The organism is Pseudomonadota bacterium (assembly GCA_027624955.1).
Classification (GTDB): Bacteria; Pseudomonadota; Alphaproteobacteria; order UBA828; family UBA828; genus PTKB01.
Genome location: JAQBTG010000017.1, coordinates 23368 through 40095 on the forward strand (window position 1 = coordinate 23368; position 16728 = coordinate 40095).

Annotated in this window: 13 protein-coding genes; 2 read left to right on the forward strand and 11 right to left on the reverse strand. The window is 58.5% G+C overall.

Going from position 1 to position 16728, the window contains the following annotated elements; translation table 11 throughout:
• Positions 1 to 84: 84 nt before the first annotated feature.
• The 8 genes from O3A94_08495 to gabD all read right to left on the reverse strand — a co-directional run bounded on the left by O3A94_08495 (position 85) and on the right by gabD (position 11286).
• Positions 85 to 879: an RNA methyltransferase gene (locus O3A94_08495; protein ID MDA1356294.1), complete on the reverse strand. Its 795-nt coding sequence runs from the start codon at positions 877 to 879 to the stop codon at positions 85 to 87.
• A complete protein-coding gene (gene cimA / locus O3A94_08500) occupies positions 866 to 2485 on the reverse strand; it encodes a citramalate synthase (GenBank protein MDA1356295.1) in 1620 nt (539 codons plus the stop codon). The genes O3A94_08495 and cimA overlap by 14 nt, the downstream gene beginning before the upstream one ends.
• Before the next feature lie 8 nt (positions 2486 to 2493).
• Complete coding sequence (gene cysS, locus O3A94_08505) at positions 2494 to 3891, reverse strand: cysteine--tRNA ligase (GenBank protein MDA1356296.1); 1398 nt, start codon at positions 3889 to 3891, stop codon at positions 2494 to 2496.
• A gap of 142 nt (positions 3892 to 4033) precedes the next feature.
• Complete coding sequence (locus tag O3A94_08510) at positions 4034 to 5698, reverse strand: NAD+ synthase (GenBank protein MDA1356297.1); 1665 nt, start codon at positions 5696 to 5698, stop codon at positions 4034 to 4036.
• Between the two features lie 32 nt (positions 5699 to 5730).
• Positions 5731 to 6888: a nicotinate phosphoribosyltransferase gene (locus O3A94_08515; protein ID MDA1356298.1), complete on the reverse strand. Its 1158-nt coding sequence runs from the start codon at positions 6886 to 6888 to the stop codon at positions 5731 to 5733.
• A 42-nt stretch (positions 6889 to 6930) separates the two neighbouring features.
• Positions 6931 to 8310: a 3-deoxy-7-phosphoheptulonate synthase class II gene (locus O3A94_08520; GenBank protein MDA1356299.1), complete on the reverse strand. Its 1380-nt coding sequence runs from the start codon at positions 8308 to 8310 to the stop codon at positions 6931 to 6933.
• Positions 8311 to 8438: 128 nt separating this feature from the next.
• Positions 8439 to 9788, reverse strand: a complete 1350-nt coding sequence (gor, locus tag O3A94_08525) for a glutathione-disulfide reductase (GenBank protein ID MDA1356300.1) — start codon at positions 9786 to 9788, stop codon at positions 8439 to 8441.
• A 7-nt stretch (positions 9789 to 9795) separates the two neighbouring features.
• Positions 9796 to 11286, reverse strand: a complete 1491-nt coding sequence (gabD, locus tag O3A94_08530; GenBank protein MDA1356301.1) for an NADP-dependent succinate-semialdehyde dehydrogenase — start codon at positions 11284 to 11286, stop codon at positions 9796 to 9798.
• A gap of 367 nt (positions 11287 to 11653) precedes the next feature.
• On the opposite strand from gabD, the gene O3A94_08535 reads away from it, so the two are divergent.
• Positions 11654 to 12574 carry a 2-dehydropantoate 2-reductase gene (locus O3A94_08535; GenBank protein ID MDA1356302.1) on the forward strand — a complete coding sequence of 307 codons (921 nt, stop codon included), beginning with the start codon at positions 11654 to 11656 and terminating at the stop codon, positions 12572 to 12574.
• A gap of 32 nt (positions 12575 to 12606) precedes the next feature.
• Here O3A94_08535 and O3A94_08540 read toward each other — a convergent pair whose 3' ends face one another.
• Positions 12607 to 13047, reverse strand: coding sequence for a hypothetical protein (locus O3A94_08540; protein MDA1356303.1), 441 nt, complete (start codon positions 13045 to 13047; stop codon positions 12607 to 12609).
• Between the two features lie 141 nt (positions 13048 to 13188).
• Here O3A94_08540 and O3A94_08545 point away from each other — a divergent pair, with 141 nt between their 5' ends.
• Positions 13189 to 13998: a helix-turn-helix transcriptional regulator gene (locus tag O3A94_08545; protein ID MDA1356304.1), complete on the forward strand. Its 810-nt coding sequence runs from the start codon at positions 13189 to 13191 to the stop codon at positions 13996 to 13998.
• Between the two features lie 11 nt (positions 13999 to 14009).
• Here O3A94_08545 and O3A94_08550 read toward each other — a convergent pair whose 3' ends face one another.
• Both O3A94_08550 and O3A94_08555 read right to left on the reverse strand, forming a co-directional pair.
• Positions 14010 to 15848 (reverse strand): ABC transporter ATP-binding protein/permease, encoded by a 1839-nt coding sequence (locus O3A94_08550; GenBank protein MDA1356305.1) that lies wholly within the window; start codon positions 15846 to 15848, stop codon positions 14010 to 14012.
• Positions 15849 to 16005: 157 nt separating this feature from the next.
• Positions 16006 to 16659 (reverse strand): hemolysin III family protein, encoded by a 654-nt coding sequence (locus O3A94_08555; protein MDA1356306.1) that lies wholly within the window; start codon positions 16657 to 16659, stop codon positions 16006 to 16008.
• Between the last annotated feature and the right edge of the window lie 69 nt (positions 16660 to 16728).

Below are 16728 nucleotides of genomic sequence, written 5' to 3' on the forward strand. Positions count from 1 at the left end.
GGCCAAGTGGCCCGCGAGGTGGCGGTACTATATACCGGCCTCTTCGCTTGTCAAATAGGTTGCATCCTCGTGCGCGAAATACATTCAATTTTCTCCAGAAAATTTTCTGCGCGGCGGCCGGGTTAGTGATTTGACGACACCGAAGAGGCTCTTCACGTCCTGTTGCGACAGCTCGAGGCGTTGAAACAAATTGCGCAAATTGCTCACCATCTTGGGACGCATAGCCACCGTCGGATAGAAGTCGCGCGAGTCCAATTCCCCCTCTAACATATTGAAGAAATTTAATATTTCTTCCTTATTGGCGGCCGGGCTGTGGCCGACTGGCAGATACTCCGGCGTCGCCTCCTGGGCGGCAGCGGACCATTCATAGCAAATGATCAAAACCGCTTGAGCCAGATTTAACGACGAAAAGGCCGGATTGAGAGGAACTTCGATGATGGCGTCGGCAGGCACCACATCGTCATTGCTGAGCCCGCTGCGCTCTGGGCCAAATAAGATACCGGCGCGTGTGACCGACGTGTGGCGCATCTTGGCAGCTGCTTGGCGCGGGGTGAGCACAGGTTTGACCATTTCTCGCCCGCGCGCGGTGCTGGCAAAGACCGTACTCAGATCCGCCACCGCGTCAGCCACTGTCTCGAAGAGACGCACCCGCCCAATTACGGCATCGGCGCCTGAAGCCGCAGTCAAAGCTTTGACATTGGGCCAGCCGTCGCGCGGCGCGACGAGGCGCAGATCCATGAGGCCACAATTCAGCATCGCTCGTGCGGCGGTTCCGATATTTTCGCCCAATTGCGGACGGACGAGAATTATCGCCGGCCCGCCGGCCGAGGTGAACTCCGCCGCCTCCGTTTTCGGTTGGCGCCGGTTAGTTTTCGCCATCTGGCGCCTCTGAGCCGCCGGATGCTGCCTGGCGCTTCAACTCATCGCGTAACAGCTTGTAGACGATGCCGTCGTGGAGCGCGTTATAGGAGGCATCGATGACATTGTCGGAAACACCCACGGTCGACCAAATATCAATTCCGTCGGAGGAATCGATCATCACCCGGATGCGGGCTTTGGTTCCGCCTTCCGAATTCAATATTCGCACTTTGTAATCCACCAGCCGCAGCTCCCTGAGATCGGGATAAGCGTCGCCGAGCGATTTACGCAACGCAACATCGAGGGCATGCACCGGCCCGGCGCCTTCCGCTACCATCATGTGGCGGTTCTCCCCCACCTGCACGCGCACCGAAGCTTCCGACAGCGTGACGAGGCGGCCCAGCGCGTCAACCCTGCGTTCATCGATGACGCGGAAACCGTCGAGCCGGAAAAAATTTGGCAGGGTGCCAAGGCAGTTGCGCGCCAACAATTCGAAACTCGCCTCCGCGCCGTCATAGGTGAGGCCGTTTTGTTCATTTTCGTGCAAAGTTTCGAGAAGGCTTTTGAGCTTTGGATCATCCAGGTTGACGCTGATGCGAAGTGCGGCCAAATGCCGAGAGATATTGTCCGGGGCGGCCTGGTTTTCCGCCGCCAATCGGCGCTGATTACCGACAGATTGTGGGTCGATATGCGCCGCATTCGTTGTATCCGCGGTGCTCGGCCCGTCTTTGCGACTAAATGCGTCGGCGCCGACATAAGGCGCGCGCGATGCCGGAGGCCGGTTCAGCCGGGCATCGATTTGATGCGAAACGGCGGTAAGGCGGCTCAAAGCCTCTGTCGTAACCGCCGATTCACAACCCAATTTGAGCATCAAATTGGGAATCAGCGAAGCGAGATTGGCGTTGCCGCAGCGCACGCCGAGTCCGTTGAATGTGCCTTGCACCTGGTGCGCCCCCGCACGCACGGCGGCGAGGGACGAGGATACCGCATTGTCGCTATCGTTGAGACAACGTATGCCGATATGGCTACTCGGCAGCGCCTTCGCGACTTCCTCCACGACCGCAAATATCTCGTGCGGCAATGTGCCGCCGTTGCTATCGCACAGCACGATCCAGCGGGCGCCGTGAATATAGGCTGTGGCCGCGCATTCGAGGGCGTAATGCGGATCGACCCTGAAGCCATCAAAAAAATGGCCGCAAACAAACATTGTTTCATCCGCCCAACCGACAACTTGGGACACGTTCTCGGCGATCATGTCGATCTGCTCACGTGGCTCGACGCCGAGCTCGGCACGCGCCTGTGGCCCCGATGCGACACCCGCCAGGGACACGATTCGTGCGCCGCCGTCGCGCGCCCGCACTAGCGCTGGATCGCTCGCTGCGCTTCCCTCACTTGTTTGCAGCGGCAACAGCACGGCAAGGCGAGCCTGGCGATATTTGGCCGCGGCGGCGAACAGCGCGTCGTCGGCAGGGCCAGAGTCTGGCGGGCCGCCTTCGACGTAGTCGATGCCCAATCCGTCCAGTGCCTCGGCAATCGCCAGCCTATCGGCGCTAGAAAACTCGGCGCCTTCAGGCAGCGCGCCGCTTCTCAGGCTGCTGTCGTAAAGATATATGCGCTTACCTACCATCCGCCGCCCTAGCCGACCCGCCGCCAATTGGTCGTGCCGTCCGGTCTGTCTTCCAGAACGATGCCGGTAGCAACCAAGGCATCACGGATTTTATCCGCCGTATCGAAGTCTCTGGCCCCACGGGCCGCCAAGCGAAGCGCGATTTGCTCCTCAATATGGCCGACATCGCTTGCCGTTTCTCCGCCCTTGAACCAAGTCTCGGGGTCTTGCTGTAAAATTCCGAGAATGCCCGCACCGGCCATAACAGCGCGGCGTTTCCGGCGGGCCTCTGATCCATCCAGTTTCGACAATTCATCGGTCTGCCGTTCCAATTCGCTGAGCGCCAGCGGCGTATTGAGATCGTCATGTAGCGCGGCGATAAACCCTGCATCCTCGGAAACAGCGACATTCAGATCCGCTTCTGCACCGCCACTTGCATTTACGTTTTGCAAGACGCGGTAGAGACGGTCAAGGCGGGTACGTGCTTGCTGCACCCCTTCCTCTGTCCAGTCGAGCGGATGGCGATAATGCGTGCTGAGTAACATCAGGCGCAGGACCTCACCCGGCGCGCCTTCAAGCGCTTGGCGGATGGTGATGAAATTACCGAGCGATTTGGACATCTTCTCGCCGTTCACGGAAAGAAAGCCGTTATGCACCCAAGTGCGCACAAACGGATGGCCGGGACAGGAACATTCGCTTTGGGCGACCTCGTTTTCGTGATGAGGGAAAATCAAATCAGCGCCGCCGCCGTGAATATCCAAGGTGACGCCAAGATGTTTGCGGCTCATGGCAGAGCATTCGATATGCCAGCCCGGGCGCCCCCGCCCCCATGGGCTGTCCCAGCCGGGAAGCGCTTCATCGCTTGGCTTCCACAGAACGAAATCCGCCGGATCGCGCTTGTAGGGCGCGACTTCCACCCGCGCGCCGGCCAACATTTCCTCGCGCTCGCGGTTGGATAGCTTGCCGTAACCTTGGTCGGACGGCACATGAAAGAGAACATGCCCTTCCGCGGCATAGGCGTGATTCGACGCGATTAGGGTTTTGATCATTTCGATCATCTCGGGAATATGATCGGTGGCGCGCGGCTCGACATCTGGCGGCAGCGCGTTTAGCTCGGCGATATCGTCGTGAAACGCTTTTGTCGTGCGCGCGGTGATGGCCGAAATCGGCTCGCCAGACGCTTGCGCCGCGGCGTTGATCTTGTCATCCACGTCAGTGATGTTGCGCACATAGATGACGCTTTCCTGGCCATATATATTGCGCAACAGTCGATACAACACATCGAAGACGACGATCGGGCGGGCATTGCCAATATGCGCCAGGTCATAAACAGTCGGCCCGCAGACGTACATACTAACGCGCGACGCATCGAGCGGTTCGAACAGTTTTTTCTTTCGCGTCTGCGTATTATGTAGAGAAAGCGCCACCCGTTGCTCCGCTGCTTCTTATCGTTGTGCTGTCTCGCCGTGCATTGCGGGTAACGCCTATCAGATTCCGCGATTCGGGTCCACGCCCGCGCACACTCATTGCTAGGCGGCGCTGAAGTGTCAGCTGCGTGCCAATACTAGATCAGGACGTGTCGCGAAAGCGGTTGGTAATCGGATAGCGCCGGTCTTTGCCCAGAGCGCGGCCGGTAAGTTTGACGCCCGGTGGCGCCTGGCGGCGCTTATACTCGGCCACATCAAGCATGCGCCAGATGCGTGTCACCAACGCCTCGTCATGGCCACGCGCGACGATCTCGGGCACTGGCATTTCTCTCTCAATCAGACATTCCAGAATGTCGTCCAGGACATCATACGGCGGGAGTGAATCCTGGTCGGTTTGATCGGGCCGAAGCTCGGCGGAGGGTGGCTTGAGGATTATATTCTCAGGAATCACCCGCCGCTCTGGACCCTTGAATTGTGGCGCCCAATTTTGATTGCGCCAGTGCGAAAGGTCGAAAACCACGGTTTTATAAACATCTTTTAGCACCGAATACCCGCCGCACATGTCCCCGTAAAGAGTGGCATAACCCACCGACATTTCAGATTTATTGCCGGTTGTAAGAACCATGTGGCCGAGCTTGTTGCTCAACGCCATGAGAATTATGCCGCGGACTCGTGCCTGGATATTTTCCTCCGTCGCGTCCGCCGCGCGCCCGGCGAAGGCTACGGCCATCATGACGTCGAACGCGCCAACTGCCAGCTCAATGGCGATCGTTTCGCATACCAGGCCGAGCATCTCGGCACAGTCGCCAGCATCGTCGAGCGAAGTTTGCGAGGTATATCGCGACGGCATGCGCACACAATGCACTCGCTCGGGGCCCAACGCGTCGACCGCGACGGCGGCGGACAATGCTGAATCGATACCTCCGGAGAGCCCGATCAGCACGCCGGGAAAGCCGTTTTTGTCGACATAGTCGCGGAGACCCAAAACCATGGCCTGGTAAAGCGCCTCCAGCCCTTCCAATTGCGGGCTGTGCGCGACGGTCCCACAACACCAAACGCCGTCAGCGTTCTCCGACCAACGCGTCACCAGCATGTCGTCAACGAACATCGCCGCCTGAGCGCGCAGCGAACGGTCGGCGCCAAGGACAAATGACCCGCCGTCGAATACCAACTCGTCCTGGCCGCCAACTTGATTCAGATATATGAGCGGCAAGCCGGTTTCCAGAACACGCGCGACAGCGCAGTTGAGCCGCACATCGGTCTTGTCGCGCTCAAAGGGCGAGCCATTTATCGCCAACAAGATTTCAGCGCCCGATTCCATCAGGCACTCCGATACTTCTTCGACCCACATATCTTCGCAGATCATCACGCCAAGACGGATATTCCGAAAGGCGATGGGGCCGGGCAGCGGCCCCTGAGCAAACACCCGGACTTCGTCGAAGACGCCATAATTGGGCAACGCATATTTGTAGCGCCGCGCCGCGACCTCTCCGCCGTCCAGTAGCAGCGCTGCGTTATAAAGCTTGTCCGCATCGCGCCAGGGCGCGCCCAGCAAGATCGCTGGGCCGCCATCCGCGGTCTCCGCAGCAAGCTCCTTTACCGCCGCCTCGGCCGCCGCCTGGAACATCGGCTTTAGAATGAGGTCTTCCGGCGGATAACCGGTCACGATGAGTTCGCTAAAAACCACCAGGTCGGCTCCGGCAGCGGCGGCTTCGGCGCGCTTGGCACGGATCAAGGCGCAGTTTCCAGCAATATCGCCAACCGTCGGGTTGGTCTGGCAAAGCGCGATTGAGAGAGTGTTGGACATAAAAAGCTGGGAATTGCTATGCGGCGTCGGGCTCAAGCGTTTTTCTTGGCACTGGCTTCGGCAAAGCCGTTCCGCAGCAGAAATTCGCGCCCAGTCTTTACTCTGATTTTTCCATCGTAGGCGACGATATCTGCGGTAGCGTATGTCTCTGCCCAGGCGTCGGGAAGGAATGAGCCTGTGCCGATCACGTCAATAGGCGCGCCGGCGCTGGCCATAACCTTACACTTTTCGGGACCGAAGCCTGAGCTGGCTATGATTTGAACTTTGTCGAAACCGGTTGCATCCAGGCTGTCGCGCAGATGGAATATGGCGGCGGCACTCACACCGGTGCCCACGAGCCACTTGAGTTCCGTTTCGCTGCGGTATTGTCGCACTGCTCTTGGTTTGTGCTTTTCCAAAACAGCGTAGCTGGCGGCCATATCAAGGCCCTCGACATAACGGCCGCCATGGGTATCGAGACGCAGGCGAAGTTCACCTGCCGCCGCGAGTTCCGGAAAGGCTCTGCACACTTCAAGCGCATCAGTAATTTCCTGGCCAAAGTAATCGATCAGCACCGTCAAGCCCTCATCGGGAAATACCTCACGGTACATTTCCGCCGCGCGCAAGGTCGACCCGGCATAGCCAATGAAGGCGTGCGGCATCGTCCCAAAGCCTCCGGGATTGCCAAAATAATGCGCCGTGGCATCGTTCGAATTGCCGATGAAACCGACTGCATCGCTATCCCGCTTGGCGCTCTCGGACCCGACAGATGCCGCATAGGCCATCATCTCCGCCATGTCCTGGCCGGCGCAATGGCGAGCGTCCATCGCCATGAAGCCCACGTCGGGCAGCGTCACGCACATAGAGTAGGCGTTATAGGCGGCGACGCAGACAGCGCCCAGGCGCTGCAGATACAAGGTTTCCAAATCGACCAAATGATAGAGCGGCCCGCTGATGAACAACAGCGGCTCTCCAGCACCGACCCAATCGCCTTCCTTGAAACGGCTCTCAATATTAAATTTCGTGTCGCGTTCGGTGGCGACGGAATGCAGCCAGTCGGTGATTAGGCGCGGCGCGTAACACACCGGACGGCGCATGAATATGGCGTAAGTGACATTGATATCTCCGAAACGGCCAACCGCTTCGCGAGTTTTCACGAAATAACGGTCCGTTTGCCGGGTAATATCCGCTTGGGAGGGGGAACTCGCCATGATGCACCTTGCGGTTGCCTGGTAGCCGAAGCGATACTTTATTTAAGACGCCTGCATATAGCGGGCTTCAACGCCCCGCTCAGCCTGCAGGCGCTCGGCAATCAAAAATGCCAATTCCAGAGCCTGCGACGCGTTCAAGCGGGGATCGCAATGGGTATGATAGCGATCAGAAAGGAGCTCTTCCGTTATTTCCTGCGCACCGCCCAGGCATTCAGTGACGTCCTGGCCGGTCATTTCAAAATGAACGCCGCCGGGATGGGTGCCCTCGGCCCTGTGGGCGGCAAAAAAACCACTCACCTCAGAGAGGATATTGTCGAACACTCGCGTCTTGTACCCATTTGAGGATTTGATCGTGTTGCCGTGCATCGGGTCGCAGGCCCACAGCACCTTGCGACCTTCGCTTTCAACCGCGCGGATCAGCCGCGGTAGGGCATTTTCGACTTTGTCCGCTCCCATGCGCGCAATAATCGTGAGACGGCCGGGCTCATTATTCGGATTGAGCACATCCATGAGACGGATGAGATCGTCGGGCTCCAGCGATGGCCCAGCTTTAAGACCGATCGGATTGCGCACGCCACGTAGAAATTCGACATGCGCACCATCTGGTTGACGAGTGCGATCACCGATCCACAACATATGCGCCGAGCAGGCATACCAATCGCCGGAGGTTGAATCGACCCGGGTCAACGCCTGTTCGTAACCCAGAATGAGGGCCTCGTGCGAGGTGTAGAATTCGGTCTCGCGAATTTGCGGTGTTGTCTTCGACGTCAATCCGCAAGCTGCCATGAAGTCCAGGCTCTCAGTCAGGCGGTTGGCCAAATCCTTGTAGCGCTCGCCGAGCGGACTCTGCGCCACGAAGCCTAAATTCCAGCGCTGTACCTCATGCAGATCGGCATAGCCGCCTTGTGCAAAGGCACGCAGCAAATTGAGCGTGGCGGCAGATTGGCTGTACGCCTGCATTAACCGATCGGGATCGGGCGCCCGCGTGGCGCCTTCAAACTCCATGCCGTTGATCATATCGCCGCGATAAGCGGCGAGTGTCACGCCGTCGATCGTCTCCGTATCGGCGGAGCGCGGTTTTGCGAATTGGCCTGCGAGCCTGCCCACCTTCACAACCGGACATTTGGCGCCAAAAGTTAAGACCACGGCCATCTGCAACAGAACACGGAATGTATCGCGAATATTATCCGCGTGAAATTCGGCGAAGCTTTCGGCGCAATCGCCACCTTGCAGGAGAAAAGCCCGGCCTTCGCACGCCTCAGCCAATTTGGCACGGAGATTGCGCGCCTCACCCGCAAAAACCAGCGGCGGGGAGACCTTCAGACGCGCTTCGGTCCGTTCCAAATGTTTGGCATCGGGCCAATTCGGTTGCTGGAGAATCGGTAGCTGGCGCCAACCCTCGGGGCTCCAATTTCGAGCCATGTCATGCCTCCTTGGGCATCGGACGATAATTTAGGCGCTGCCTATACGCCTTTATCGCAGGTTTAGCTAATAATTCATTACAAATAAATGACATTTTCGTTTTCGCTGCGGGCCGCGGCGTAGCAGATCTACGCCGTCGTCGGTGTGTACATGGTGACGAATTCTTCCGCCGAGGTGGGATGCACGGCCACCGTCTCATCGAAATGAGCTTTGGTGGCGCCGGCCTTGATGGCAACGCCGAGAAGCTGAGATAACTCCCCGGCACCCGTGCCAATCATGTGACAGCCGACGACGCGGTCGTTTGCACGGTCCACCACCAATTTCATAAACACGGTTTCATCGCGGCCGGTCAGCGTGTGCTTGAGGGGACGGAATCGGGTTTTGTAAATATCGACAGCGGCGCAATGGGTGCGGGCATCCTCTTCGCTCATGCCCACCGTGCCGATTTCGGGCTGGGTGAACACGGCGGTCGGAATATTGCGGTGGTCGGGAATCTGCGGATTGTTATTGTACAGCGTTTCGGCGAGGCAGCGGCCTTCGTGAATGGCGACCGGAGTCAAATTTACACGGTCTGTACAATCGCCAACCGCATAGATGTTAGGCACATTGGTCTTCGAACCGGAATCGACGGTTACCGCGCCCTTGTGATTGACCTCTACCCCGACTTCTTGCAAGCCGATGCCCGCCGTGTTCGGCACGCGGCCGGTGGCATACATGATCTGATCGGCTTCCAGAACATTGTCCTGGCTGGTGGTGAGGGCGATACCGGCCGCCGTTTTCTCGAGCTTGCCTGGGTTTTCGTTCAGGCGCACATCGATGCCGGATTTCCGCATCTCATCGCAGCACACTTCTCGGACATCCATATCGAAGCCGCGTAGGATCATGTCGGAGCGGTAGAGTTGTACCGTCTCGGCGCCCAGGCCATTGAAGATGCAGGCGAACTCGGAAGCGATATACCCACCGCCGACAATGACGATGCGTTTGGGCAACTGCGGTAAATCGAACGCCTCGTTCGATGTGATGGCCAATTCGATACCGGGCAGTTCTGGCAGAGAGGGCCAGCCGCCGGTGGCAATCAGAATGGTATCGGCGCTATATTGTTTGCCCCCGATGGCCACGGTGTTGGCATCGAGCAACACGCCTCGGCCGTCGATGGTGGTGACGCCGGAATCCTTCAGCAAACCGCGGTAGATCCCTTCGAGCCGCGCCAATTCTGAATTCTTAGCCGCAACCATGGCGGGCCAATCAAATCGACTTTCGCCAACGCTCCAGCCGTAGCCAGCCGCATCCTCGAAATCATGTTTGAAGTGCGAAGCGTAGACGAGAAATTTTTTCGGAATACATCCGCGATGGACGCAGGTACCGCCCATGCGGCTTTCTTCCACCAAGGCGACACGCGCACCGTAGCTGGCGGCGCGGCGCGCGCAGGCGACGCCGCCCGAACCGCCGCCGATTACAAACAGATCAAAATCAGCCATGGGACGCCTACGTGCCGATTCCGCCCATACAGAGATATTTGACCTCCATGAACTCGTCCAGGCCGTAATGCGAGCCCTCTCGCCCGATGCCGGATTCCTTCATGCCGCCAAATGGCGCAACCTCGGTTGAGATGATGCCGGCATTGATACCGACAATGCCATATTCAAGCTGCTCGGCGACGCGCCAGATGCGACCGATATCGCGGCTGTAGAAATAGGCGGCAAGGCCGAACTCCGTATCGTTGGCGAGCTGCACGGCCTCTTCATCAGTATGGAACCGAAACAGCGGCGCCAGAGGGCCGAATGTCTCTTCGCGGGCGACCTTCATCTGCGTGTTGACGTTGGCAATCACGGTCGGTTGGAAAAAACTGCCACCCAATTCATGACGCTTGCCGCCGGTAACTATCCTCGCGCCCTTGTCGAGCGCATCCTGAATATGTTCCTCGATTTTCTCGACTGCCGCCATATCGATCAACGGTCCCTGCTCTGTCTCGCCCTTGAGACCTGGGCCGACGCGCATCTTGTCGCTTGCCGCAGCGAGCTTTTCCGCAAACTCATCATACACCCCATCCTGAACCAAAAAGCGATTGGCGCAGACGCAGGTTTGTCCGGTATTGCGGTATTTCGAGGCCATCGCTCCTTCGATCGCCGCGTCCATATCAGCATCGTCGAAAACGATAAAAGGCGCGTTGCCGCCAAGTTCCATGGAAACCTTCTTTACCGTGGCCGCGCATTGCGCGATCAAAATCTTTCCGACCTCGGTGGAGCCTGTGAAGGAGAGCTTGCGTACAATCGGGTTGGAGGTTATTTCCGCGCCCATCTCGCGCGACGGGCCAGTGAGGATATTGAGCACACCCGGCGGAATGCCGGCGCGCTCAGCCAGCTCGCAGAGCGCCAATGCTGAATAGGGCGTCGAAGTGGCGGGGCGCGCAACCACAGTGCAGCCCGCTGCCAGCGCCGGGCCGGCCTTGCGCGTGATCATCGCGTTGGGGAAATTCCACGGTGTGATCAGGCCGACAACGCCGATCGGCTCCTTGATTACGACGATGCGCCGGTCGCTCGTCGGCTGCGGAATCACGTCGCCATAAGCGCGCTTTCCCTCTTCAGCAAACCATTCAACAAACGAGGCGCCATAGCCGATTTCGCCGCGCGATTCGTTCAACGGCTTGCCCTGCTCAGCGGTCATAATGACTGCCAGGTCCTCCTGATTCTCCATCATCAGATCGAACCATTTGCGCAGAATCTTGGAGCGTTCCTTGGCCGTCTTCGCGCGCCATGCCGGATAGGCGCGGTTCGCCGCCTCAATCGCACGCCGGGTCTCGGCGCCGCCCATGGCAGGAACGGTGCCGATCACATCATTGTCCGCCGGGTTAGTTACATCGATGGTTTTGCCGTTGTCAGCATCGGCCCAGGCGCCGTCGATATAGCATTGCTGGCGAAGCAGCCTGCCATCCTGAAGGAATACACCGGAAACGATTTCAGCTGAAGCAGTAGCCATTTTTGAATTTCTCCATATTCTAAAATTCATGTGCCCGAGCAAAGACACCCTTCCGCCGCGCCCGGATTTGGCCTCACCCTATCGCTCCGGCCCATCGGCGGCAACCGCATCTGATGGGCAGGTTTGAAGAGGCCGACGAAACGTGAGTTTCCCGAATTCTTGCGATATGCTGCGCGCCGTGAGAAGAAAAATGCCTGTCCAATTGCGCCCCATCCGGCAGCATATTTTAGCCCGCAGGGCACCTGTGGTCACAGCGTTTGGCAAACGGTGACAGAATTCAATATGAGCGGCACCGGGATTTATAGCGGCAGCAATTTTGCCGATCTCGACACCGGTCCAGTTCGCTCATGGAGCGGGTAGGCCAAGTGTGAAAATTGCGGTTATGGCAGCGGGCGGCGTCGGCGGCTATTTCGGCGCTCGCCTCGCGGCGGCCGGCTTGGAGGTACACTTCATCGCCCGTGGTGCACATCTTGCAGCCATCCAGAATACCGGCCTTCACCTCGAAAGTGCGCTCGGCGATCTTCATATTGAAGATGCGCGGGTTTCGGACGACCCCGCTGCCATCGGTGCCGCGGATGTCGTGCTGTTCGCGGTCAAACTGTGGGACACCGAAGCAGCGGCCAACGCCTGCAAAGCGCTGCTGGGCCGCAACACCACCGTCATCATGCTGCAAAACGGCATCGATGGCGTCGCGCGCCTGACGCCGGCCTTGGGCGGCCGGTCTGTAGTTGGCGGTGTTGCCTATATTTCAGCGTTCATCGAACGTCCCGGCGTCATCCGCCATCACGGGAATTTTGCACGCTTGCAGTTCGGCGATTCAAACGGTGGCGAAACTGCACGCCTCCGTAATTTCCTAAATGTTTGCCAACAGGCGGGCATCGAAGCCGAAATATCGGCCGACATCGAGCTGACGCAATGGCAGAAGTTTGTATTCCTGGTCGGCTTAAGCGGCGCCACAGCGGTGACCCGCAGTGGGATCGGCGCCATTGTCGCAGATTCAGATTGCCGTCTCCTGTTGTTGAACTTGATGGCGGAAACAGCCGCAGTCGGGCGCGCTCGCGGCGTGGCCCTTGCCGACGATTACGCGCTCGACCGTCTCGCCTTTGCTGAGAACCTGCCGCCCGACATGAAGGCGTCGACGCTCGACGATTTGGAGCGCGGCAAGCGCCTGGAAGTGGATTGGCTCTCCGGCGAAGTCTCGCGCCTCGGGCGCGAACTCGCCGTCCCGACGCCGGCCAACGATGCCGTCTACGCCGCTCTCAAGCTGCATCGCGGCGGCGCAGATTAGGGTTTCCCGCGGCCATGATGCTGGCTTGCCATTTATCGAGGAGGCGCCCGCAAAGAGCCGGGAAGGGCGTCGACGTCTAGACGCCTGAGACCGAGCCACTGCGCCACGGCAAGTGCCGCAACGGCAAATGCCACTGCGCCGATCAGCCATAGCCCGGCGGCGGAGAACCAGTGCGGCGCCAGCGCCAGTAGCAGAATACTAGCAATCACCCAGACGTCGTCCATGAGGATGGTCAGAATCGCTTCGCCCCGTTTCAACGGCCGGCGCAGGATTTGGCGCAACAGACCAGCGGAAAAAAGCAACAAACCGGCGCCCAGCACCAGCATCAACCACTGCGGCACCGCCTCGCCCAAAAAATCCGCGATAACGCCGGGCGCCACCAACAGGGCGAGTCCGGACGCGGCTGAAAATAGAAAATTCTCTGTCAAAGCCAGACGAAGAAATCTTTCCTTGGTCTCGGTCGGTGCGGTCATTCTTTCCTCCACAATTCAGTCGTTGAGTGTGTTGAGAGGAAATTGGTGTCTCCGGCGATTCCCTGCAATTACCTCCGAGGTAATGTCCGAGCGGAAATCGACACGTTAGTATGAACACCGTCCGACTGAGAGGAAGCAGGAATGGCGAGAGCGGCGTTGGCTTCACACACACCCTTCGGAGGGGCACTCAAACAGGCGCGCGGCCTGCACGGCATGAGCCAACTTACGCTGGCGCTCGAAGCCGGTGTCTCGGCGCGTCATGTGAGTTTTATTGAATTAGGGCGCGCGCAGCCGAGCCGGCCGATGGTGCTGCGCTTGGCGGAAGCGCTCGAATTACCGCTGCGGGAGAGCAATATGTTGCTCAACGCCGCGGGCTACGCGGCGCATTACCGTGAGCGCGGTCTCGAAGATGCCGATCTCGCTCCGGCGCGGCGCGTTCTCGAAATGATGCTGGAGAGTCACGACCCCTACCCTGCCCTCGTCTTCAACCGCCATTGGGATCTGGTGATGGCCAATATGGGTGCGGCCAATCTAACCCGGCTGTTGGACCTGCCAGCGATCGACGGCCCGGCCAACCTGCTGCGCCTGATGCTCCATCCCGACATGCTAAAACCCTATATCGAGAATTGGGAGGCGGTGGCGCGTGATGTAGTGATGAGGGCGCGCCGGGAAGCGGAACCCGGAGACGAAATTGCGGCGCGCCTGTTTGATGAAGTGCTGGCTTATCCGGGGGTACCCGAGGATTGGCGCGATCCGATCATGGCGCCACCCAACGCGCCTTTCCTCAACGTCACGTTTAATGCCGGCGGACGGCGGCTCTCTTGGGTCACAACGTTCACCACCTTCGGCACGCCGCAGGACATCACATTGCAGGAACTCCGCATCGAAAGCTTTTACCCAGCAGACGAAGCGACGGAAAAAGCGGCGGCGGAACTGGCTGAAAATTATTGAAGCGGCGGCCTCTATCCGTTTCCGGTGCCTTCGGGCAGCGGCGCGTCCTCCCCTTCCAGCTCTTGCTTCTCCAAAGCCAGGCGCTCGGCCAGTTCCTTTTGCAGTTCCGCGGTTTCCTGCTGGCGATGCCACATGTCGGCATATTTGCCGTCGCTCGCCAGCAATTCCGCATGGCGGCCACGCTCTACGATGCGCCCGCCGTCGAGTACTAGAATTTGATCGGAATCGACGATCGTCGACAGGCGGTGAGCGATCACCAGGGTTGAGCGGTCACGACTGACTTCTTTGAGATTAGCCTGAATTTCCTTTTCGGTCCCGGAATCGAGCGCCGAAGTCGCCTCATCGAACAGCATGATGCGCGGGTTTTTAAGGATCGTGCGGGCAATGGCGACACGCTGCTTCTCGCCGCCGGAGAGCTTGAGGCCGCGCTCGCCTACCTGTGTCTCGTAGCCGTCCGGCAAGGCACCGATGAATTCATGAATATGCGCGAGACGCGCGGCTTCTTCGACTTCGGCACGGCTCGCGCTCGGATCGCCATAGGCGATATTGTAAAAAATACTGTCATTGAACATCACCGTGTCTTGCGGGACGATGCCGATGGCGGCGCGCAGAGACTGCTGCTGCACCTCACTTATGTCTTGCCCGTCGATGCGCACGCTGCCGCTTTCGATATCGTAAAAGCGGAAGAGGATGCGCGAGATGGTGGATTTGCCGGCACCGCTGGCGCCAACGATGGCAACCGTCTGCCCGGCCGGCACATCGAACGAAACATTGTCGAGGATGTTGCGCCGCGCATCGTAGCTAAAGCGCACATTCTCAAATTTGATTTCTCCGTCGCGAAGGTCGAGTGGCTTTGCTCCTGGCTTGTCCTCGATCGCGGGATAGATATCCGTAAGCTCGAACATGGCCTCCATGTCGGTGAGCGATTGCTTGATCTCGCGGTAAACGAAACCGAGAAAATTGAGCGGAATATAGAGTTGGATCAAGTAAGTATTGACGAGAACAAAATCGCCGATGGTCATTGTACCGGCGGCGACTTCGTAGCCCGCCTTGATGGTTATGCCGGTGAGGCCGATGGCGATGATCGCACCCTGACCGATATTCAATATCGACAGGCTGGTCTTGCTCTGCACCGCCGCTTCTTCGTAGCGCTGGCGTGATTCGTCGAAACGCCGCGCTTCGTGCGCTTCGTTGCCGAAATATTTCACGGTCTCGTAATTAAGCAGGCTATCAATCGCCTTAGTGTGGGCTTCGGAATCCTGCTGGTTCATGCGGCGGCGATATTTGAGCCGCCATTCCGTCACCGTCAGCGTAAATGCGATAAATGCCGAAATGGTGACGAAGGTGATGGCGGCGTATTCCACACCGTAGAACCACCATAAAATGCCGCACACCATGACGACCTCAACGAGGGTCGGCAGAATATTGAAAAGCATGAAGGTGAGCAGAAACTCTATGCCCTTCACACCGCGTTCAATGGCGCGCGACAACCCGCCGGTGCGCCGTTCCAGGTGAAAGCTCAACGACAATCGGTGCAGATGCTCAAAAACACGCAGTGATACCGTACGGATGGCGCGCTCGGCGACCTTCGCAAATACGGCATCGCGCAATTCGCCGAATGCCACCGTGGCGATGCGCAAGATGCCATAAGCGATCAAGATGGCGACCGGTACGACAATTAAAAATGCCTGGTCGGCCCCCAAAACATCTATCGCCTGCTTGTAAAGAATCGGCACATAGACGTTGGCGACTTTGGCCAAAACCAAAAGAAGGATGGCAACCACGACACGCCCACGCATCTCGAAGGAAGGCTGCCACAAATATGGCAGCAGCGTGCGGATCGTGTGCATGTGCGAGCGCGAAGCCGGAGGCGGCGTCTCTCGGGCTTGGCGGGGCATTTCGACCATGGATTTCCAGGCGTTGCTTAGACGTCGGACCGAACGATCCGAATGTTAAGTATGGATTATTTTGGTGATTCGCAATCGCGGGCTACGAAAAGTGATGATGTCACAGGTTCGGCCGCACGAAAAAGATTACTGAAAAATAATGGCACACCGCTCCAACCAACACGAATGCGTGCCAAATCGCGTTGTGATAGCGCAATCGCGTCCAGAGATGGAATCCTACGCCAGCGCTATAAAAGAAACCTCCGATGCCAAGCAGGGCGAGGGCCGCCCAATGCAGATTTGCGAGTAGCGGTTCGATTGCGGCGAGGCCTGCCCAACCGGTGGCAAAATAGAGAAAGATAGACAGTCTCTCCAAGCGCCCAGGATAGATCAACTTGAGCGCTACCCCGGTTAGCGCCAGCCCCCAAACCGTCCCAAACAGGCTCCACCCAAAGACGCCTTGAATGCTGTTCAACGCCACAGGCGTGTATGTGCCGGCAATCAACAAATAAATCGCCGAATGATCCAAGACTCGCAGCACATTCTTGAGCGCACCGCGGCGGACCATGTGGTAGAGCGCCGACGCGGTAAAAACGAGGACCAGTGTGCCGCCGTAAAGCGCAAAACTGGTCACCGGCAGCGCCCCGGCATAGCGGCTGGCGACAATGACCAACATGACCAATCCGGCGGCGCTGGCTGAAATACCGAGGGCATGACCGATATTGTCGGCCACCCTTTCTCCAAATGTGTAGACCGGGGCCTGCGTCAGGCTCAAAATGATTTCTCCCTCACGACGGCGGGCGGCATTTCATGAAGTAGTCGGCGAAGCGCCGAAATACCAGCC